Here is an 18,972-nt window from a genome sequence, read left to right on the forward strand (position 1 = left end):
GTTTTTTTTTTGAAGTAAAAATTAAACTTTCTGCTCTTGTAAAATAACACCTATTTAATGTTAGTGTGTTTTTGGTTTAAAAATTACTTTTTTTAGAAATTATAACTTTTATATGAAATATAATTATTTTGGTGTTGAAGACTTCATAAAAGATGAATATTTCCAGAAATGGATTTTATCAACAGATGAAATGACAGATAATTTTTGGGAAAATTGGTTGTTAAAACATCCAAATAAAAAAGATGACGTTGCAGAAGCTAAACGATTTATTCTTTTAATGAATTTTAACCCAGATGAATTCTCGGATACAGATTTTAACACAACATGGCAAAATATTATTGAAAAAAGAGACTATGTAAACAAAAAAAGTAGCCCTAAGTTTTACATATTAAAAGTAGCAGCATTATTGGTTTTGTTTCTTAATTTGGGTTATTTTTTGTTAAATCAAAAAACAACCAAAAAAGCTCATGCAAAAATAATTATCCCTAATAAAAGCATTACTTTAAAATTAGAGAATGGTACTACCAAAGTTATTAAAGAAAATATAAACACTTCACTTGAAAACTCTAAAGGGAAGGTTTTCGGAAACCAAAAAGGAAACGAGTTAATTTATAAAAAAGAGATTGAAAAAGAAAAAATTGCATACAACACATTAACAGTGCCTTATGGGAAACGTTTTAAAGTTAAATTATCAGACGGAACAATAGTTCATTTAAACTCTGGAACATCTTTAAAATATCCTGTAAATTTTATAAAAGGGCAAGATAGATTGGTGTTTTTAGAAAATGGAGAGGCTTATTTTGAGGTAGCAAAAGACAAAGAGCATCCTTTTGTAGTAAATTCTAACCAAATGAATATAAGGGTTTTAGGAACTAAGTTTAATGTTTCTTCGTACCCAGAAGATAGTAGTATTAGTACTGTTTTGGTAGAGGGGTCAGTGAAAATTTATGATGCAAATAAAACCTACAATCCCAAAACAGCATTTCTTTTAAAACCTAACTTTAAAGCGCTATGGAAGAAAAAAACAAAAAAGATTGAAATAACAAATGCAGATGTCGATTTATACACAGCTTGGATATATGGTAAAATTATTTTTAGGTATATAACTTTTCAAGACATGTTAAAAAAGTTAGAGCGCCATTATAATGTAGAAATTATAGACAATAATAAAACACTAGATAATAAATTATTTGCAGCAAGTTTCGATATTGAAACAATAGAAGATGTTTTAGAAACCTTAAATACTAATTATCACATAAACTATACAATTAAAGATAATAAAATAATAATTAACTAAAATAACAAAAGTGCTTATGACATAATAGAATTATTCCGTTTAAAAAGAAAAGAATTTGCTGATTTTTTTTTCAGTATTGAATGTAAACTCAGGTTGCTTTTAAATATAAATATTCTTACAATATAACTTGTTTTAGTAAACTCAAAAGTTCTACAAAAAAACTAAAACATTTTGTTTAAAACACTAATTAACTACTAATTAAAAAGATACATAAAACATATGAAAATAGTATTAAAGTTAAAGAAAATTATTTCTTTTCCATTAAAATTTGATTTAAAAATGAAACTAACTACGTTTTTATTGATAGCCACGTTATTTCAGCTCCATGCAACAGTATCTCATGGACAAAAGGTAAAAGTTACTTTAAATTTAGAAAAAGTAACTATGGAGAAAGTCTTAAATGAAATAGAATCTCAGACAGACTACAAATTTTTTTATAATTATGATGAAATTAATTATAAAAAAATAGTTTCTGTAAACGCAAAAAAAGAACTACTATCTTCTGTTTTGAAGAATTTATTTACCAATTCTAAAATTACATTTGAAATTGTAAACAAGCAAATAGTACTTAAATCTGCAGAGAAAAATAGTATTGGTAAACTTCAGCAAAAACAAATTACAGGAGTTGTTAAAAGTTCGAAAGGAGAACCCTTAGTTGGCGTTTCTGTTCTTATTAAAGGAACCAGAAAAGGAGTTTCTTCAGACTTTGATGGAAATTATAAAATTAATGTTAGTAAAGGAAAAACATTAGTTTTTAGCTCAATTGGTTATAAATTAAAAGAAGTGTTGGTAGGTGACTCTAATACTTTAAATGTTGTTTTAGAAGAAGATAAAGTAGCGCTTGAAGAAATTGTAGTAACAGGATACAGAAAAATTAAAGCGAATGAATTCGCAGGGGCATCTGCAAAAATTAAAATGGAGGATGCAAAAATAGGTGGAGTTTCTTCAGTAGATAAAATGTTACAAGGTCAAGTAGCAGGTGTACAAATAGAAACAAAATCTTCAGTTTTTGGTGCAGCACCAAAAATTAGAATTAGAGGAAATTCTTCTATAACAGGTATAAATGAGCCTTTATGGGTTTTAGATGGTGTGGTACTGCAGACTCCTTTAAATATCGAACCTTCAGCCCTATACTCTGGCTCTGCTAGAAGTTTACTATCTAGTGTTATGAGTGGTGTAAACCCAGAAGATATACAAGATATTACAATATTAAAAGACGCTACTGCAACAGCTTTATATGGAACCAAGGCAGTAAATGGAGTAATTGTAATTACAACAAAAAGAGCAAAAAAGGGAGATAAACTTAAGGTAAACTACAATTCTGTATATACCTACAGAGTAAAACCTTCGATAAATAATTTTGATATTTTAGACTCTCATGAGGAAACCAATATTCATGAGCAGCTTTTTAGAATTTATCAAGCAGAATTATTAAATTATTCTGCACGAAACGAAGGTGCATATACAAGATTATTAAACCAAAGAAATCGTAAGGAAATTAATCAAAGTCAATTTCTTCGTGGATTAAGAAGTATAAAATCCGTAAATACAGATTGGTTCGATGTCTTATTTAAAAACCCTGCTTCACACCAACAACAACACAGTATCTCCATTTCTAATGGAGGAGAGAAATCTTCTGGTCGTTTATCTTTAAGTTATTTAAAAGACCCTGGTTATACTTTAGGAGAAAATGTAAGTAGATATACTATTAATTATTCTACAAAATATTATTTTAATGATAAGTTTTCTGTAGAAGCATTAATTAAGCACTCCAATCGTAAACAAAGAAACCCAGGTAGTAGAGTAAATCCTTATAATTATGCTCTAAACACATCAAGAGCTATGAGACCTTATGATGATAATGGAAATTTTGAATATTACAAAAAGAACTATGCTCCTTTTAATATTATTAAAGAAATAGAAAACGACTATATAGATATTAACTCTAAAGATTTGAATTTACAAGTTCAATTAGATTATAAACCAAAAGACAATTTAAGTTTTAAAGTTTTAGCCAATAGAACTACTATAACTTCATCTATAGTCTCTGCAGCAACAGAAAACTCTTCATATGCTCAGTCTTTTAGAACTACAAATTTTAATATTATAAATAGAAACGGTCGTTTATATCAAGACCCAAATAAACCCTCTAATGCATTGCCAGAAACTACGCTTCCTATAGGTGGTTTTTTAGATCAAACCAATGCAGAAACTGTTTCAACTACATTTAGAGCACAAGCAGATTATACAGTATTTAGAAATAACTTACATAAATTAAATGTTTTTGGTGGTTCAGAAATTATACAAAGCAAATCTTCAGAAACAAGTTTTAAAGGATTTGGTTACATATTCGAATCTGGAACTCCAATTCCAAATGAACTAGCCCTAATTAAATCTATTAGAGATAACGACGAAAATTATTACAATACTGCAATTTTTAGAAGAAATCAGGTTTCTTTTTATGGTAGTTTAATTTATACATTAAAAAATCGTTATAATTTTACAGCTTCTTTGAGAAATGACGCGACCAATGTTTCAGGTACATCAACCAGAAATAGGTTTTTACCAACATGGGTAGCTGCAGGTGCTTGGACAGTAACTAACGAACCATTTATGGAAAATCAAGATATTTTTTCTAATTTAAAACTTCGTGTTTCTTATGGTTTAAGAGGTAATGCAGGAAATAGAGGGCCAGATTTGGTGGCTTTTTATGGTTTAAAATCTAGAATATATCCTTCATATAACGAATTATCTATAGATATAAGACAGCCAGAAGTCTCAGATTTAGATTTTGAAAAAGAACATATTTTTAATGCAGGACTAGACGCCTCTTTCTTAAAATATTTAAATATTACATTTGAATACTATCATCGTAAAAACTTTGATCTTGTAGGCTTAAAAACGGTTCCACTTTCGTTAGGTTACGATAGTAAGTTAATTAATTGGGCAACAATGACAAACCAAGGTTTAGAACTTTCGTTAAAAGTAAGTCCTATAAAAATAACAGATGATTTGAATGTGAGCGGAAGTTTTAATATAGGTTATAATAAAAACGAAGTTGTGTCTAATTACTTCGGAGATAACCCAACTACTTTTAGAGCCACAAGAATTAATGGTTTCCCGTTTCAAAATAAACCTTTAACAGGTCTTTATTCATACAAATTTGCAGGATTAGATGCTAATGGTTTGGCTCAATATTTCGATGCAAAAGGAAATAAAATACATGGTTTTAATAGATCAGATAAAGATTATGGTAATATAGAGTACCAAGGTAGTAGAGACCCATTGTATTCAGGTGGTTTTTCTACTAGTTTAAATTATAAAGGATTAACACTTACAGGACTATTTACTTTTGCAGCAGGTAATGTTGTTCGAAAGAGCGACTTTTATAGAAGAAATAACATTCAAACACTATTTAGAGACGATTTTAATGTTCCTGGAGATTATAAAGATAGATGGCAGGCTCCTGGTAATGAGTCTTATACAAACATCCCTAGATTAACAGATAATACAGATGCTACTTTTTACGCAGGTCAAGGTATTTTTGGAACTCAATATGAAGCCTATAATAAAAGTAATATTAGAACCGTTGATGCATCTTATGTAAGACTTAGAAATGTTTCTTTAAAATACGCTTTCCCTAAACTACTTACAGATATTCTTAAAGTAGATTATTTAAGCATGAGACTAGAAGCTACAAATGTTGCTTTGTTTGCATCTAAGAAATTAAGAGGGCAAGATCCTGAAACATTATTAGAGGGTACCAATATTCCGCCAGTAAAGTCGCTTTCATTAGCCATAAATCTAGGATTTTAATAAACTAAAAAATAAAAAAAGATGAAGCAATTATTTAATTATTTAATACTATTTTGTTTACTATTATCTTATTCTTGTTCCGATTTGTTAGAAGAAAAAGTAGATAATCGTACCTTAATTACCTCTTTAGATGAAATAGAGTATGGAGTGGCAAATTTAGCCCCAAGAGCAGATTACTTGTTTACAGATTTAATGAGTGATGATTATACTTTCAAGAATATTGCAGGGGGAGTTAATGGTACTCTTAGAGATCAAGTTAGACCTATTTATGAATTTACGGTAACAAAACAAAGTTTAACAAAAACTAGCTTTATCTCAAGTGGTTTTAGTCCATACATGGCTTGGCGTCGCTATTATTATAGAATTAACAACGCTTGGTTAATGTTAAAAAAAATAGAAGAATACAAACCTCAAAGTAACTCAGAGAAAGAAAGATTACTTAATGCAAAATCAGAATGCTTAGCAATAAAAGCATACTGTAACTTTATGTTGGTAAATCTTTATGCAAAACAATATGATGCAAGCACTGCATCTTCTGACTTTGGTCCTCCTTTTATAGACGGCTATTCAGCAAAATCAGTAGAAATTTTTCCACAAAAATCAGTTGAGTTTTATTACAATAATATCGAAAAAGACTTATTAGAAGCTTTAAAAGGTATTAATGACGATAAACGTATAAACAAACTGCATTTTAACACGGTGTCAATAAAAGCGTTATTGAGTAGATTGTACCTTTACAAGAAAGATTGGAAAAAATGTATAAAATATAGTTCTGAAACTTTAGAAGAAAACAATAAATTATTAGCTATTAATAAATTAATAGACAAATATATTGTTCAAAAAAATGATCTTACAGAGTATAGTAAACAGTATTTTAATCCAGACCAAGAATCTTATATTCAGGTTTCAGATAATACTTTTCAATTAATTTCCTATTTTTATTCAGGGTTCTATCCTTACCCAATTCAAGAATTTGCAGGTAATGTAGGTTTTGCTTTTTACGTTATAAGAACATCTCCTTTATTTAATGATATTATAGCAGATAAATGGTTGTACTTAGAAAGTAGAGGTAGCCAAAGATTACAAATAATGATGCCTTTATTTACAGTTGACGAAGTTGTTTTAAACAGAGCAGAGGCATATATTTATAATAACCAATTTGCAGAAGCTAAAGCAGAAATTTCAAAGATATTAGATTTAGACGTATATAGAAACCTTACAAAACGTAAAGCAGATTTAAATGCGATAAATACAAAAGAAGGTTTAACAAAATTTTTATTAGAAACAAGAAGACTTCGCTTTTTTTGTGAGGGAATGAGATGGTTTGATTTAAAACGATACCAACTTCCAATTACACATACAAGTGATGCTGGTGAATTTAAAATAGACGGAACAAACCCTTCAGACTATGTAATAAAACCACCTGTAGAAGAAATAGACTTTAGAGATTACAAATAAATAACCAAAAAACAAGTGGTGCAATATGTTACTTTTCTTTAATGTATATGTTCATATTGCATCACACAGTTTTTTAATTAAAATAATAAAAATGAGAAAAAAAATAATTTTTACAGCAGTAATGTTGTTAATAGCAGTATTCTTTATAAAATGTAAAGAATCAAACACTTTAGACGTGCCAGAACAAAAACAAGAGATTACGTTTGATGATACACCTTTAGGAAAAAAACTGAAGTATATGTATGAAAAATACGATGCTATTATTAGTTATAAATGGGATAGAAATGTTTTTGCTCAGAATGCATTAGCAGACCCAGCAGCTGAAGAAGATGTGCTACCTTATGTAGAGATGATGGAGGAAGTGTTTTTTAAAGCAATAGAAAAAGTACAAACCAAAAAGACAGATTTTGCAAACAAAGAAACACCACTAAACTTTTACCTTATAGGAAGTGGTATTAATTACGGAGAAGGAGGTAATTTTGGTGAAGGAACAGTTGGTCAGGCAGGAAATATCCAGCCAAATAGATTAACATTAGGAGGTTTAACAGAGTATGGAAACCTTATTCGTAATGGCTCTGAAGATAAGTTTATTGAAGCCAGTATCGATAGAAGTGCTTTCGGGTTTCCTGCAGAAGGAGGTTTAGCAGGGTTTCTTTATCATGAATTTACACACTATATAGATGCCAAACACGATATTCCAAAAGGGTTTGAAAAACCAGCGTTCGATAACTATTTAAGAGGTACAAGTGCATACACAAGAGTAAAATATAATGATGCAAGAAAAAAAGGGTTTATGTTACCTTATGGGATGCAAAATGAACACGAAGATTTTGCAACCTATGTACAAGTTTTAGTGTGGAAAGACAGAAAAACAATAGAAGATAACTACGTGTTAAGCAATGCTACTAAAGAAAAATTAAAACTTGTTTACGACTATTACTTAGAAAAAGGATTAGATTTATATAAACTTAGAGATTATTTGCACTCAGATGAGCTTAGAGAAAAGCTTTTAAAAATAAAAGAAAAGTACAAATAAATTACCAAAGATTTTAAAATTTTGTATTTATTAATCCAATAACTAAAGTTCTTTTTGTTTTATAGATAATAATAACAAGACATAGTAGAGCAAATAAATACAAATATTTATTTAAACTTTATGTTGAATAAATAGTAAATAAAAATTAGTTATTGTTTTGGAATATTCTTTTAAAAAATATTTCTAATTTTTAAAAAGAATCTTTTTCGATAAATAACACCACTTAAAACTAAAAAAAATGAAAACAAAAATACAGTTACTATTGCTATTAGTATGTTTGGTTTTGGTTTCTTCTTGTGAAGCTGATTTCGATAATAGTATACCAGAAGGACAAGCAGATATAACAAAAAGCCACCAGAAATTAAAGCAAATACTTCTTTCAAAAGAAAAAGAAGGTAATATTTGGGTTACAACACCTATGAAGTTCAAAAAGGAATATAGATATATGTTTGGACGTTGGAAAAACGGGGATATTGTTACGCCTTATTTTGTAGGATATGATTTTAAAGACGATGGAGGTGTGAAAATTTATGCAACTATAAGACAAGCAGATTTTCAAACAAAATCAAATCAAAAAGATATTTTACACGATAATCCTAACACTTATGAGGTAAGAGGAGAATTAAGAAGTGAATTAGCTATTTTAAGTAAAGGAGTTTTATCTCAATTTAAGAGAGAGAAACTTATGGATTTTGATTATAGAGTAGAACAGTTTGAAGAAAATAAAATAGATTTAGCAACATTTTATTCTAAAGTTATTACTCCAAAATTTTCTTTAATACCTTACAATGCAGAGAAGTTTTTTAGCTTTGCTAAAGTATGTGAGTACTTATATGACGAAGATGGTACTTATTCCACTGTAATAGAATCAAGTCGTGCTCCATATAAAATATTTATTGAGAATGAAAAAGGTGCACAGGAATTGGTTAGTTTTCCAAATAGAAACCCAAATTCTTATGCTACCGTGATTTCTGAAATTATTCATCAAAATTATGATGCAGATAAAGAATTATTGGGTTTCAAAATTACAGACGATATTAAAAAAATAGAAAAGGGGCTTAAGTTTTTTGCAAGTAAGTTGGTAACTTATAAAATAAAATATTTAGAAGTTGAAAATTTTGCGCCTGATAAGATTGTGTTAAAATCGTATGATTCTCCATCAGACAAAACAGATACAGACAAGGTGTATAAAATTATTATTGAATATTAATATTATTTTACTAAAGTCCACCAAATAACTCACTAAAATTTTAGTGAGTTATTTTTTTTGATAGACAGTTTGTTGTTTTAAAGCCAAAGTTGGTGTTTTCGACTGCACTCAGCATAAATTTCTCTTCTCAATTAATTTAATTTATCAAACAAAAAAAGTCCCAAAAATTAATTTGAGACTTTTCAATTTAAGAGCCGATGGAGGGACTCGAACCCACGACCTGCTGATTACAAATCAGCTGCTCTAGCCAGCTGAGCTACATCGGCTTTTTGTTTTAACGAGCGCAAATTAAAAACAAAAATTAAAATTAACCTAAACAAAATTGCTTTTTTTGCATAAAAAAAGCTTCAAAATAAATTGAAGCTTTTATAACAAGAAGAATAAATTACATTGTATAGAAAAATTGCTCTTTAGCAATTTTTCCATTCTGTACTTCGAAAACGCAAACTTCGTCCATTTGTTGTCTTCCTCTACTTTTAAATGTTACATCGAAACTCATTTTGCTTGTAAAATGGTTGTCTGCAACTACAGGTTCAGAAATTTCGCTACTGTGAAATTCCACGACATCCTCTAACCATTGCTTGCTTTTTTCGAAGACATTTTGTTTTCCAGAAACAACTTCACCATAAGGAACGCCAGGCATTTCTCTACTAACCACATTGTCTGCATACAATTCTGTAATGCATTCTAAATTTTTTCCTTCTTGGCACATTTGGCGCCATTTGTTTGCAACTTCTAAAGTATTCATAATTTTATATTTTGGTTCGACTTTAAAGTTAAGCAAATTAATTTAATGCTTCTTTATAGGTTTTTAAACAACGTTCTCTTGCTTCTTTATGATCTACAATTTCTTTGGCATACGTAAGTTCTTGAAATTCTGGCACCCATTTTTTAATGTATTTTAAATCTTTATCGAACTTTTTAATTTGAGTTGTTGGGTTAAAAATTCTAAAATACGGAGATGCATCTACACCAGAACCTGCAACCCATTGCCAATTACCAACATTACTTGCCATTTCGTAATCGTGTAATTTTTCTGCAAAATAAGCTTCTCCCCATCTCCAATCGATTAACAAATGTTTGCATAGAAAACTTCCTACCAACATTCTAACTCTGTTATGCATAAAACCAGTTTCGTTTAATTGACGCATTCCTGCATCTACTAAAGGATATCCAGTTTGGCCTTCGCACCATTTTTTAAATTCTTTTTCGTTATTTCGCCATTCAATTCTGTCGTATTTTTGTTTGAAGGCTTCTTTGTGTGTTTTTGGGAAATGCCATAAAATTTGCATAAAAAATTCTCGCCAAATTAATTCTTGCCAAAAAATTTCGTTTTTTTCTGAAGTGGCTTTTTTAATCATTTTTCGAATACTAACCGTTCCAAATCGTAAATGTGGTCCTAATTTAGAAGTGGCGTTTTTCGCAGGAAAATTACGTGTGTCTTCGTACTCTTGAATTAAAGTAGGCGTAACATCGTAATCGTCTATTTTTTGTTTGGATTTTGTAAAACCTAAATCAGATAATGAAACATTGGGTAAACGCGTATTTTTTATCAAGTTTTTTAAGAAAGAATTGGTGTAGTAAATATCTAAATTATAGGTTTTAAACTGTTCTTTCCAAACTTTCATATAAGGAGTATATACCACATAAGGGTTTCCATCTTTTTTTACAACTTCATCTTTTTCAAAAATTACTTGGTCTTTAAAAGTCTTAAAATGGATGTTATTATCTACTAATAATTTTTCAATTTCTTCGTCTCTTTCTTTTGCATAGGGTTCGTAATCTCTATTTGTAAAAACGGTATCTATTTTATAATCTTTTATTAAATTTTGATAAATCTCTTTTGGAGTTCCATAAAAAATAGCCAAACTACTGTCGTTTTCATCTTGTAAGGTTTTTCTCATTTTTTGCAATTCATCAAAAATAAAGGTGACTCTTGCATCGTTTTTTGGTAGTTTGTCTAAAATATTTTCATCAAAAATAAAAATAGGAAGCACAGGATACTCACTTTTTAAAGCGTTGTAAAAACCGATATTATCATCTAATCTTAAATCTCTTCGAAACCAAAAAATATTTATTTTGTTTTTCATTTTTGCAATTTTTTATTCAGTTTTAATGGAGAATTGTGGTAGTTACACAATTTTATTATAATCAACTTTACGTCTAACGTCTTATGTGTAAAGTCGAAAAGCGAAAGCATCTTATGTCTTATTTTTTATATTCTCCAAAAAGTTCTATTAATTTTTTTTGTCTGTATTCAAAAATTTCTTCCAATTTTGGTTTCACTAAAAAAGGGTGCGCCATTTGTCCTAAAATTCCCATAGGAACTTTGTAGTCGATAATATCTTCCATTTCTACACCACCTTCAATTTCCTTGATAAAATGTTTATGATGCCACAAAGCATAAGGCCCAAAACGTTGTTCGTCTACAAAATATTCCTTGTCTTTTACGTGCGTAATTTCTGTGACCCATTTTGTTTTTATTCCCAAAATCGGAGTTACAATATACTGAATTATCTGTCCAGGAAACATGGGTCTGTCTGCTCCAGAAAGAATATCGAAACTCATATAATTTGGAGTAATTGTTTTTAAATTCTTAGGGTTCGATAAAAACTCCCAACCTTTTTCTAATGAAATTGGTAGATTTTGTTTTCTGTGAAATGTGTATATTTTCATTTTAATTGTGTATTAAAACATAAAGATTTAAGGAAGTTGCAATGCACAACCAAATTATATATGGGAGTAATAAATATTTGTAATTTTTTACTTTACTACTCAATTTAAAGAAGTAATAAAATAGGAGAGAAGTGAGTAGTGTAAGGTTTATCAACCCCAATAAAACCAAATGCTGATTGAAGAAAATAAAGTTCCAACTTACATTTAATATAAAATGAAAAAGAAAAATAAATTTCATTTTCTGTGTGTTTTCTTCTGAAAACAATTTTCCTAAATAAACGGAAAAGCAAATCATAATTAACGTCCAAGTAACACCAAAAACCCAACCTGGAGGTGTCCAAGGTGCTTTGTTTAAATTGATATACCAATCTGTCATTGGACCATTTTCCATCAACCAATTTCCAATAGCCAAACCACCAAAATTGATGATTAAAAATAAAATGGTAAAATTTAATTGTTTCATTTTAAGAATTTGCTTTTAACTTTTCTATTTCTTTTAGTAGATTGTCTGCTTCTAAATATTTTTGGTCACTATCACTTCTATTGATAGATTGTAGTTTAAAACCTTCTTCCAACAATTTTTTATATTTTTCTTGTAATTTTTCTACTGCTGATTTCTTTTTGAAAAGTCCGAACATAGCTTTTATTTTAGTTAGAATTTGTCTGTTCGATCGCAGTCGAGAAGACAGGTTATATTTTATTTTAAGTATTTCGTAATTTTAGAACTCAATGGTTTTGTAATTGAAAAATAATAATCTATTAACTTCCCTTCAGGAGAAACCAAATATTTTTGAAAATTCCATTTTACAGTAGAACTCTTTTTGTTATTAAATTCTCTATTTGTTAACCATGTATATAAAGGGTGTTGATTTATGGTCTTGTATATGAAAAGTAGCGGATTTTAAGCTCTAATTTTTCGGATTATTACTGACCTTTAATTTATTCATTTTCTTTCGATTAAGCGATTAAACAGCTATTTTTTATATACGTTGTTACCCAACGTTATTTATTCACTTAATACATCTATTATTTTTAATTTTAGTTCTTCATTAAAGTCATCTTCGGTCAATATAGAACAAATAATTTCGTGTAATAATTCTTTGTCAATTTTGTTATCCGCAACATAAACTGCAATATTCTCCATTTCGATAATAAATTTATCAATACAGTATTCTATTCCATTGACTTCTAAAAAGTAAGCTCCTAAAGCAATAGATGTTCTTTTATTTCCGTCACTAAATGCGTGAAATTTGTTTACCGAAAAAACAAGATGGGTTAGTTTGTCCTCAAATTCGGGATAGTATAAGTCATTTTGAATATGTTCTAAAACACTTTCAACTTTTCCAATTTCTATAATTCCTGAATTTCCTCCCGAATTTTCTATGATGAAATCGTGAGTTCTTATTGCGTGTTCAATGTTAAAATAAATATATGTTTCCATTATCTATTTTTTAACCTCTTAAACACGTCTATATTATTAAGGATTCGGTCTTCTAAATCCATACTTTTTTCTCCAAGGAATTTGTCAAATTCCTCTGTAGAGAGATGCGTTATATAGTTTTTTAATTTTTCGTGTAATGCATCTCTGAAAGCCATATCTCTACTCGCCATTAATCCTCTCACTTTTTCTCTTAATGGTTCATATATTGAATTTGTAATATTCTCAAATTGGTCAAACAAGGCGTTTGTTTCTGATAATCGTAGTTTTCTATGTGCTTTTTCAGAGTGTTTTTTTAGAAAGTCCGCAAATCCATTTTCGTAACTTGATATTAAATCTAATACTTCTGAATACATTGTTGACCTTACACTTTCTTTATCTTTTAATTTAAGTATTTGACGATATTCTTTAGCATCTTCTTTAAATATACTTTTATATACTTTATTGGTTAATTGTGCGTATTTGAATTTATTAGGTTCAACATAACTATCGAGTGCATTTGTAAATTCTTGTCTATAATTATGTTCTTTTAAAGCACTTGATAAGAATTCTTCCTCTCTTTGGTTTATGTATTTTGTATTTCCTCCAAGTTTTTGATTAATTACATCTATTACGATGTCTAAAATAAAAGCTCGTAATAATTTTGCTTTTTCACTTTCGGTTAAAATCATTCCAATATTTAGGAATGCACGGAAAGTGAAAACTCCTAAAACAGATGTCTTTTTTAAGGATTCATCTATGGTGCCGACATTTGTGTCGGTACCATACGCTAACTTGAAGTCTTTCAGTCTGTTCCCAGTTAGAATTTCATATCCAGATTCTTCAAATTCTGATTTGTTACTTTCTATATACCTTTCCACAGTTCTTTCGTCAATTTCGAAGAATTCTGCTACTTGTTTTTTCGTGAATCTATATTTATTTTCAAACATTACACCTGGAAATGAAATTTCATCATAAATGATTTCTAAGGCATAATTATTATTCAGAATATTTTTTCTATGTAAGTCAGATGTTGTTAAATCTTTATTCATCTTGTAAAGTTACGATTTTGTTTTTTTTCGTAATGTTGGGTAACACCTTTTACATCTACCTTTTCTGTAATCAAAAAAGAAACGCCATAATTTACTTTACAAAATTCTTCGATTTCGGAAGCATTTCCAGGTTCTTGTTTCCCAAATTGATTGCAAGGAACTCCAATAACCACCAAGTTTTCTTTATACAGATTACTCAATTCTTCCAGTTCTTTATATTGTGAAGTAAAGCCACATTTCGAAGCGACATTTACAAACAAGATAAATTTGTTTTTGTATTCAGATAAGTCAATAGCTTTGTTTTGTAAACTATTGATTTTAATATCATAGATATTGGTCATATTTTAAATTTTGAAACTGACAATACCGCAATCTAATTCGAAAATTTGTCCGGAAATAGAAGCTGCTTTGTCAGAAATTAAGAAAGTTGCCAAATCTGCAACTTCTGTAGGTTGTAAGTATTTTTTAAGAGGATGACGTTCTGTGATGTTTTCTATCATACGCTCGTTTCTTAAAAGTTTAGAAGCTAATTGAGTATTTGTAACAGTAGGGGCTATTGCATTTACACGAATTTTTGGTGCGAATTCTGCACCTAAAGACTTTGTTAAACCTTCTACAGCAGATTTTGCAGCGGCTACACTTGCGTGAAAAGGCATCCCTAATTTGGCAGCAACTGTGCTAAATAATAAAATATTTGGGTTGCTCCCTTTTTTTAATGAAGGTAAATAATATTGAATCGCTTTAACAGCACCAATAACGTTAATTTCGAAATCGTTTCTAAAATCTTCTAATTTTAATCTCGAAATTGGTTTTAAATTAATACTTCCAGGACAGTAAATTAAAGCATCTATAACTTTAATTTCTGGCAAAGCATTTTCTAAAATATTGCAATTATAATGAGTAAGATTACTGTGAGGCTGCAAAGAAGCAGATCTACTGATGTTAATAACTTCGTTTTTTTCAACTAAAGCATTTACAATTGCATTTCCAATTCCTTTGCTTCCTCCAATAACTACTATTTTTTTCATAATGCTTTTAAGGTCTTCCTTTCAAGCGTTTTTCAATTTTTTGTTTTACAACTGTTAAACGCTTCATTAAATCCATTAATTCTGGATCTTTGTCTTTTTTATATTCTTCGTTAAGTTCTAATACTAAAGCTTTTACCTCTCTGGATGCTAAAATTCTATCACTTGTAGTTTTAAATGAGAATTTTCTCGTCTCAAATTCTACTGCCTTTTCTTTTAATGTCATTATATTGTATGTATTCGATTTTTATCTAATTTTCGAATATAATTATAATTGTTAGAAAAGCAAGTAAAAAGTCAGTTAATTATGATGTTAAAGGTTTTCCCTTTAAACGTTTCTCGATTCTTTGCTTAATTACTGTCAATCTTTTCATGATATCCATAATCTTTTCGTCTTTATTCTCTTTATAAAACTCGTTTAAACTTAAGACTAAATCTTTCGCTTCTCTTGCTGCCATAATACGATCACTCGTTGTTGGAAATCTCATTTTTCTTGTTTCGAATTCCATGGCTTTTTCCATTAATTCTTTCATAATTAATAATTTAATGTATTTTGTAATTCTGCTATTTTTTCTTGATTCTGGAATTTGCCTCCAAAATAAGATGTAACTGTAGAAGAAGTATCATCTTTAATTCCTCTAGAAGAAACGCATAAATGTTTTGCATCTATAATAACTGCAACATCTTCTGTATTTAAAATTCCTTTTAATTCTTCCGCAATTTGGTTTGTTAATCTTTCTTGAACTTGTGGTCTTTTTGCATAATATTGTACAATTCTGTTCAATTTAGAAAGCCCTATTACTTTTCCTGATGAAATATAGGCAACATGTGCTTTTCCAATAATTGGCACAAAATGATGTTCGCAATTCGAGTAAAAAGTAATGTTTTTTTCTACCAACATTTGGTTGTACTGGTATTTGTTCTCAAACAAAGCAACTTTTGGTTTGTTTGCAGGATTTAATCCGCTAAATATTTCATCTATATACATTTTAGCAACTCTTTTGGGAGTTCCTTTTAAAGAATCGTCTGTTAAATCTAAGCCCATTACATCCATTATTTCTGAAAATAAATGGGCAATTTTTTCTTTTTTTTCTTCATCAGAGAGCTCAAACGCATTTGGTTTTATTGGTGTTTGTAAACCCGTAAATAAATGGTCGTCTCCAACTTCTTCGAATGAAAAACCGTTTAATTTTTCTGAAGTTTCTTTTGGTATTACTTCTGTAATCATAATTTGTCTTTTTAATGTGCTGTCTTTAAGTACTCTAATCTTAAAAGCAAAGCACGGTTTTTATCTTTTTGCTATAGAGTTGTTTGATATTTGTTTTTGCCTCGAACACTTAAACCTTCCTTTTTCGAAAGTTCTTAACTTTTCGTGTTTTGTTTTTCTTCCTTGAACTCTTTTTCGCCACATTTTAAAGCTTTTTGGCTTCATTTCTTTTCGCATTAAATCGATAACTTCTTGTTCTTTTAATTCGAATTGAAACTGAATTGCTTCGAAAGTTGTTCTATCTTCCCAAGCCATTTCTATTATTCTATCAATTGCTATACCATCTAAAACCATCTTTAATCAATTTAATTTATAGTGTTATAAAAATCGTAATTCTTGTCGTTTTCAATTTTTAAATCGACCAACTTTTCTATAAATTTCTTATTTTCTTTTAGTAATTTATTGCTTGTAAATCTTACAAAGTTTCCTTGTGCGTGAATGCTAAAACCATCTGTTTTATACATATAAAGTTGATAAAAAGGAATTGCCCAGCTGAAATTTTTAAGTCCTTTTGTAATGTGAACTAAAATCCCTTTTCTTCTAATTTCAATATTCGCATAATTAATATCAGCAACTGTATTCATTACATTTTTAAAACCCTGACTCACATCTGCAACCACCATTCTTTTAGAACCTACGCCTTTCATTTTTATAGCTTCTATAAAGGAATAAGCAGTTCCAACTAAATCGTTTATCGTAGTTTCTGCATCTTTATTTGTATGTGTTGTATTAAAAATCACTCTCAAATATACGTAAAATATATTTTTGTTTAATCATTTTTTAATATTGATAAACAAAAATTATGAAAGTATTAACAATCAAGGGAAAGAAGAAGTAGTAAAAATGTTCTTTTTATCAATAAAATTTCGAAAAAATATTTATCTCTATTATAGGTTAAATAGCAAACCTGTTTCTTGATGCGAAAAAATAAGGTGTTTATTTTGTACGTATAAATTGATTAAAGTGGTTGTTATTTCTGAGTGAAACGCTTTTAAAATGTAAATCATTTTGAAGTGATTTTTTAAAAACATACAAAAACAATACTCTTTTTTTTTTGAAGCCAAAGTATTGTAAGTAGCCTTGTTATCTTAGATTCTTAAACTGCTTTTAAACCAAACAATATTTATTTCTTAACTTCTAGTCTTTGTCTAATTGATTTAAAAATAATTTTGCATTTTCGAAATGTGTTTCTTTTTTATTTTGATGCATCTTATCGAAAGTTCTTATTAACATTGCCAATCTTGGGTTGCTTAAAAAGAAATCTCTGTGCTTGTCCATAAAAGTCCAGAACAAACCATCCCAAGTTTTTTGCCAGTCGCCTTTTTTGTAATTGCTCATTTTCATGATGTAATTACTACTACTTATGTAGGGTTTTGTGCTCATTAAACCACCATCTGCAAACAAACTCATTCCATACACATTGGGTACCATTACCCAATCGTAAGCGTCAATAAAAAGTTCCATAAACCATTGGTAAACTTCATCTGGGTCAAACTCGCACAAGACCATAAAATTTCCTAAAATCATTAAACGTTCTATATGATGTGCGTATGCAGTTTTATTTACTTTCTTAATCACATCGTCTATGGGTTGAATACCAGTTGTACCATGGTAAAAAGATTTTGGAATTTTTCTACTGAATTTCCAAAAGTTTTTGGTGCGTTCTTCAGTTCCTTTTACTTCGTAAACACCTCTTATAAATTCTCGCCAACCTAAAATTTGACGCACAAAACCTTCTGTAGAATTTATGGGAACATCATTTTTTTTTGCAAATGCTATAGCTTGGTCAATAACTTCTTTTGGATGTAATAAACCCACGTTTATTAAAGGTGATAATAAACTGTGATTCAAAAAATGTTCTTCTCTAACAATGGCATCTTCATAAGTGCCAAATTCGTGAAAACGGACTTCAAAAAATTGTTGTAACCACTCTTGGGCAGATTTAAAATCGATAGGATACACTAAAAAATCGTTTAGTTTTCCGTAATTTTTAGAGAAGTTTTTATTTACATAAGTTGTTGCTTCTTTATGATATTTATTTTGCGCAGGAAATTGAATTATTGGTGGCGTTTTTGTCTTCGGGTATTTCTTTCTGTTTTCATCATCAAAAGTTAGCTTGCCTCCAACGTGGTTCTTTCCGTCCATTAAAATGTCTCTATTTTTCCTTTCACTTTTATAAAATGAAGTCTGAAAAAATTTCTTTTTCGAAGGTTTAAAAAAAGTGGATAATTCTTCTTTTGTATTGATAAATAAAGGGTTATTGTGCCAAATTAATTCTAAATTCTCTTTAGATTGTTGTATGTGTTTTTCTAACCAATTGTCTGTTGGGTCTATAATATGGATTTTAGAAATACCAACTTTTGCTAATTTTGGTAGTAGTTTTCGAACATTGCTTAACTCATTTATAGCCTCTATATAATTTACTTTTTTTCCTTTTTTGATTAAAAAATTGGCATAAGATTTCATGCTTGCTCTGTGAAAAGCAATTTTTTGTTGATGAAATTTATATTGATTGAAAAACAAATATTCTTCAACTATAATAATATCATTTACCCTATCTAATACTTCAGAAGTTTTAAAAAGTTGATGAGGAAAAATAATATGTATTTCATTTGATTTCATAAAAAATGATGTTTTCTATTCAATAGTTTTTAATGTGATTAGATTTTGTCAGGTCGAGCGCAGTCGAGATCTAATTTAAAATTCAAATAACTTAAA

Annotated in this window: 19 protein-coding genes, 1 tRNA gene and 2 pseudogenes; 5 read left to right on the top strand and 17 right to left on the bottom strand. The window is 29.0% G+C overall.

Annotated elements, in window-relative coordinates; translation table 11 throughout:
- Nucleotides 1–112 precede the first annotated feature (112 nt).
- The 5 genes from J3359_RS17505 to J3359_RS17525 all read left to right on the top strand — a co-directional run bounded on the left by J3359_RS17505 (nt 113) and on the right by J3359_RS17525 (nt 8,817).
- On the top strand, nt 113–1,297 hold the full coding sequence (locus tag J3359_RS17505) for a FecR family protein (RefSeq protein ID WP_208078421.1): 1,185 nt from the start codon (nt 113–115) through the stop codon (nt 1,295–1,297).
- A gap of 219 nt (nt 1,298–1,516) precedes the next feature.
- Nucleotides 1,517–5,113, top strand: coding sequence for a SusC/RagA family TonB-linked outer membrane protein (locus J3359_RS17510; RefSeq protein ID WP_208078423.1), 3,597 nt, complete (start codon nt 1,517–1,519; stop codon nt 5,111–5,113).
- Nucleotides 5,114–5,134: 21 nt separating this feature from the next.
- Entirely contained in the window at nt 5,135–6,571 is a 1,437-nt protein-coding gene (locus J3359_RS17515; RefSeq protein ID WP_208078425.1) for a RagB/SusD family nutrient uptake outer membrane protein, read from the top strand.
- 91 nt (nt 6,572–6,662) lie between these two features.
- Entirely contained in the window at nt 6,663–7,607 is a 945-nt protein-coding gene (locus J3359_RS17520) for a putative zinc-binding metallopeptidase (protein ID WP_208078427.1), read from the top strand.
- A gap of 238 nt (nt 7,608–7,845) precedes the next feature.
- Nucleotides 7,846–8,817 carry a hypothetical protein gene (locus tag J3359_RS17525; protein WP_208078428.1) on the top strand — a complete coding sequence of 324 codons (972 nt, stop codon included), beginning with the start codon at nt 7,846–7,848 and terminating at the stop codon, nt 8,815–8,817.
- A gap of 192 nt (nt 8,818–9,009) precedes the next feature.
- Here the strand turns inward: J3359_RS17525 and J3359_RS17530 are convergent.
- The 17 genes and pseudogenes from J3359_RS17530 to J3359_RS17605 all read right to left on the bottom strand — a co-directional run bounded on the left by J3359_RS17530 (nt 9,010) and on the right by J3359_RS17605 (nt 18,876).
- Nucleotides 9,010–9,083: transfer RNA gene (locus J3359_RS17530), tRNA-Thr, on the bottom strand.
- Between the two features lie 119 nt (nt 9,084–9,202).
- A complete protein-coding gene (locus tag J3359_RS17535; protein ID WP_208078429.1) occupies nt 9,203–9,565 on the bottom strand; it encodes a nuclear transport factor 2 family protein in 363 nt (120 codons plus the stop codon).
- Between the two features lie 37 nt (nt 9,566–9,602).
- The gene (locus tag J3359_RS17540) at nt 9,603–10,907 is read right to left on the bottom strand and encodes a cryptochrome/photolyase family protein (RefSeq protein ID WP_208078430.1); all 1,305 of its coding nucleotides are present in this window, start codon (nt 10,905–10,907) and stop codon (nt 9,603–9,605) included.
- Nucleotides 10,908–11,025: 118 nt separating this feature from the next.
- Nucleotides 11,026–11,493 carry an SRPBCC family protein gene (locus J3359_RS17545; RefSeq protein WP_208078431.1) on the bottom strand — a complete coding sequence of 156 codons (468 nt, stop codon included), beginning with the start codon at nt 11,491–11,493 and terminating at the stop codon, nt 11,026–11,028.
- Between the two features lies 1 nt (nt 11,494).
- Nucleotides 11,495–11,956 (bottom strand): TspO/MBR family protein, encoded by a 462-nt coding sequence (locus J3359_RS17550; protein ID WP_208078432.1) that lies wholly within the window; start codon nt 11,954–11,956, stop codon nt 11,495–11,497.
- A gap of 1 nt (nt 11,957) precedes the next feature.
- Nucleotides 11,958–12,131, bottom strand: coding sequence for a Lacal_2735 family protein (locus J3359_RS17555; RefSeq protein ID WP_208078433.1), 174 nt, complete (start codon nt 12,129–12,131; stop codon nt 11,958–11,960).
- 59 nt (nt 12,132–12,190) lie between these two features.
- Nucleotides 12,191–12,373, bottom strand: a pseudogene (locus tag J3359_RS18360) (glutathione peroxidase); the annotation flags it as partial.
- Between the two features lie 126 nt (nt 12,374–12,499).
- Nucleotides 12,500–12,934 carry a type II toxin-antitoxin system death-on-curing family toxin gene (locus tag J3359_RS17560; RefSeq protein WP_208078434.1) on the bottom strand — a complete coding sequence of 145 codons (435 nt, stop codon included), beginning with the start codon at nt 12,932–12,934 and terminating at the stop codon, nt 12,500–12,502.
- Complete coding sequence (locus tag J3359_RS17565; RefSeq protein ID WP_208078435.1) at nt 12,934–13,962, bottom strand: DNA-binding protein; 1,029 nt, start codon at nt 13,960–13,962, stop codon at nt 12,934–12,936. The genes J3359_RS17560 and J3359_RS17565 overlap by 1 nt, the downstream gene beginning before the upstream one ends.
- Before the next feature lie 32 nt (nt 13,963–13,994).
- Nucleotides 13,995–14,303, bottom strand: a pseudogene (locus J3359_RS17570) (glutathione peroxidase); the annotation flags it as partial.
- A gap of 3 nt (nt 14,304–14,306) precedes the next feature.
- Nucleotides 14,307–14,990 carry an SDR family NAD(P)-dependent oxidoreductase gene (locus J3359_RS17575; RefSeq protein ID WP_208078439.1) on the bottom strand — a complete coding sequence of 228 codons (684 nt, stop codon included), beginning with the start codon at nt 14,988–14,990 and terminating at the stop codon, nt 14,307–14,309.
- A gap of 7 nt (nt 14,991–14,997) precedes the next feature.
- Nucleotides 14,998–15,213, bottom strand: a complete 216-nt coding sequence (locus J3359_RS17580) for a hypothetical protein (protein WP_138536862.1) — start codon at nt 15,211–15,213, stop codon at nt 14,998–15,000.
- 79 nt (nt 15,214–15,292) lie between these two features.
- Nucleotides 15,293–15,520, bottom strand: coding sequence for a hypothetical protein (locus tag J3359_RS17585; protein WP_208078441.1), 228 nt, complete (start codon nt 15,518–15,520; stop codon nt 15,293–15,295).
- 2 nt (nt 15,521–15,522) lie between these two features.
- Entirely contained in the window at nt 15,523–16,215 is a 693-nt protein-coding gene (gene folE / locus J3359_RS17590) for a GTP cyclohydrolase I FolE (RefSeq protein ID WP_208078443.1), read from the bottom strand.
- A gap of 60 nt (nt 16,216–16,275) precedes the next feature.
- Nucleotides 16,276–16,548 (bottom strand): TIGR03643 family protein, encoded by a 273-nt coding sequence (locus tag J3359_RS17595; protein WP_208078445.1) that lies wholly within the window; start codon nt 16,546–16,548, stop codon nt 16,276–16,278.
- Nucleotides 16,549–16,559: 11 nt separating this feature from the next.
- Nucleotides 16,560–16,994 (bottom strand): hypothetical protein, encoded by a 435-nt coding sequence (locus tag J3359_RS17600; RefSeq protein ID WP_208078447.1) that lies wholly within the window; start codon nt 16,992–16,994, stop codon nt 16,560–16,562.
- 397 nt (nt 16,995–17,391) lie between these two features.
- Complete coding sequence (locus tag J3359_RS17605) at nt 17,392–18,876, bottom strand: cryptochrome/photolyase family protein (RefSeq protein ID WP_208078449.1); 1,485 nt, start codon at nt 18,874–18,876, stop codon at nt 17,392–17,394.
- Nucleotides 18,877–18,972 lie beyond the last annotated feature (96 nt).

Origin of the sequence: Polaribacter cellanae, from assembly GCF_017569185.1 — a bacterium.
Classification (GTDB): domain Bacteria; phylum Bacteroidota; class Bacteroidia; order Flavobacteriales; family Flavobacteriaceae; genus Polaribacter; species Polaribacter cellanae.

Excerpts from the sequence above, each read along its gene's own strand:
- J3359_RS17505 (WP_208078421.1), top strand. The coding sequence starts at position 113 with ATGAAATATAATTATTTTGGTGTTGAAGACTTCATAAAAGATGAATAT.
- J3359_RS17510 (WP_208078423.1), top strand. The coding sequence starts at position 1,517 with ATGAAAATAGTATTAAAGTTAAAGAAAATTATTTCTTTTCCATTAAAA.
- J3359_RS17550 (WP_208078432.1), bottom strand. The coding sequence starts at position 11,956 with ATGAAACAATTAAATTTTACCATTTTATTTTTAATCATCAATTTTGGT.
- J3359_RS17540 (WP_208078430.1), bottom strand. The coding sequence starts at position 10,907 with ATGAAAAACAAAATAAATATTTTTTGGTTTCGAAGAGATTTAAGATTA.
- J3359_RS17515 (WP_208078425.1), top strand. The coding sequence starts at position 5,135 with ATGAAGCAATTATTTAATTATTTAATACTATTTTGTTTACTATTATCT.
- J3359_RS17565 (WP_208078435.1), bottom strand. The coding sequence starts at position 13,962 with ATGAATAAAGATTTAACAACATCTGACTTACATAGAAAAAATATTCTG.
- J3359_RS17585 (WP_208078441.1), bottom strand. The coding sequence starts at position 15,520 with ATGAAAGAATTAATGGAAAAAGCCATGGAATTCGAAACAAGAAAAATG.
- J3359_RS17525 (WP_208078428.1), top strand. The coding sequence starts at position 7,846 with ATGAAAACAAAAATACAGTTACTATTGCTATTAGTATGTTTGGTTTTG.
- J3359_RS17580 (WP_138536862.1), bottom strand. The coding sequence starts at position 15,213 with ATGACATTAAAAGAAAAGGCAGTAGAATTTGAGACGAGAAAATTCTCA.
- J3359_RS17545 (WP_208078431.1), bottom strand. The coding sequence starts at position 11,493 with ATGAAAATATACACATTTCACAGAAAACAAAATCTACCAATTTCATTA.
- J3359_RS17560 (WP_208078434.1), bottom strand. The coding sequence starts at position 12,934 with ATGGAAACATATATTTATTTTAACATTGAACACGCAATAAGAACTCAC.
- J3359_RS17575 (WP_208078439.1), bottom strand. The coding sequence starts at position 14,990 with ATGAAAAAAATAGTAGTTATTGGAGGAAGCAAAGGAATTGGAAATGCA.
- J3359_RS17520 (WP_208078427.1), top strand. The coding sequence starts at position 6,663 with ATGAGAAAAAAAATAATTTTTACAGCAGTAATGTTGTTAATAGCAGTA.
- folE (WP_208078443.1), bottom strand. The coding sequence starts at position 16,215 with ATGATTACAGAAGTAATACCAAAAGAAACTTCAGAAAAATTAAACGGT.
- J3359_RS17535 (WP_208078429.1), bottom strand. The coding sequence starts at position 9,565 with ATGAATACTTTAGAAGTTGCAAACAAATGGCGCCAAATGTGCCAAGAA.
- J3359_RS17555 (WP_208078433.1), bottom strand. The coding sequence starts at position 12,131 with ATGTTCGGACTTTTCAAAAAGAAATCAGCAGTAGAAAAATTACAAGAA.
- J3359_RS17605 (WP_208078449.1), bottom strand. The coding sequence starts at position 18,876 with ATGAAATCAAATGAAATACATATTATTTTTCCTCATCAACTTTTTAAA.
- J3359_RS17595 (WP_208078445.1), bottom strand. The coding sequence starts at position 16,548 with ATGGTTTTAGATGGTATAGCAATTGATAGAATAATAGAAATGGCTTGG.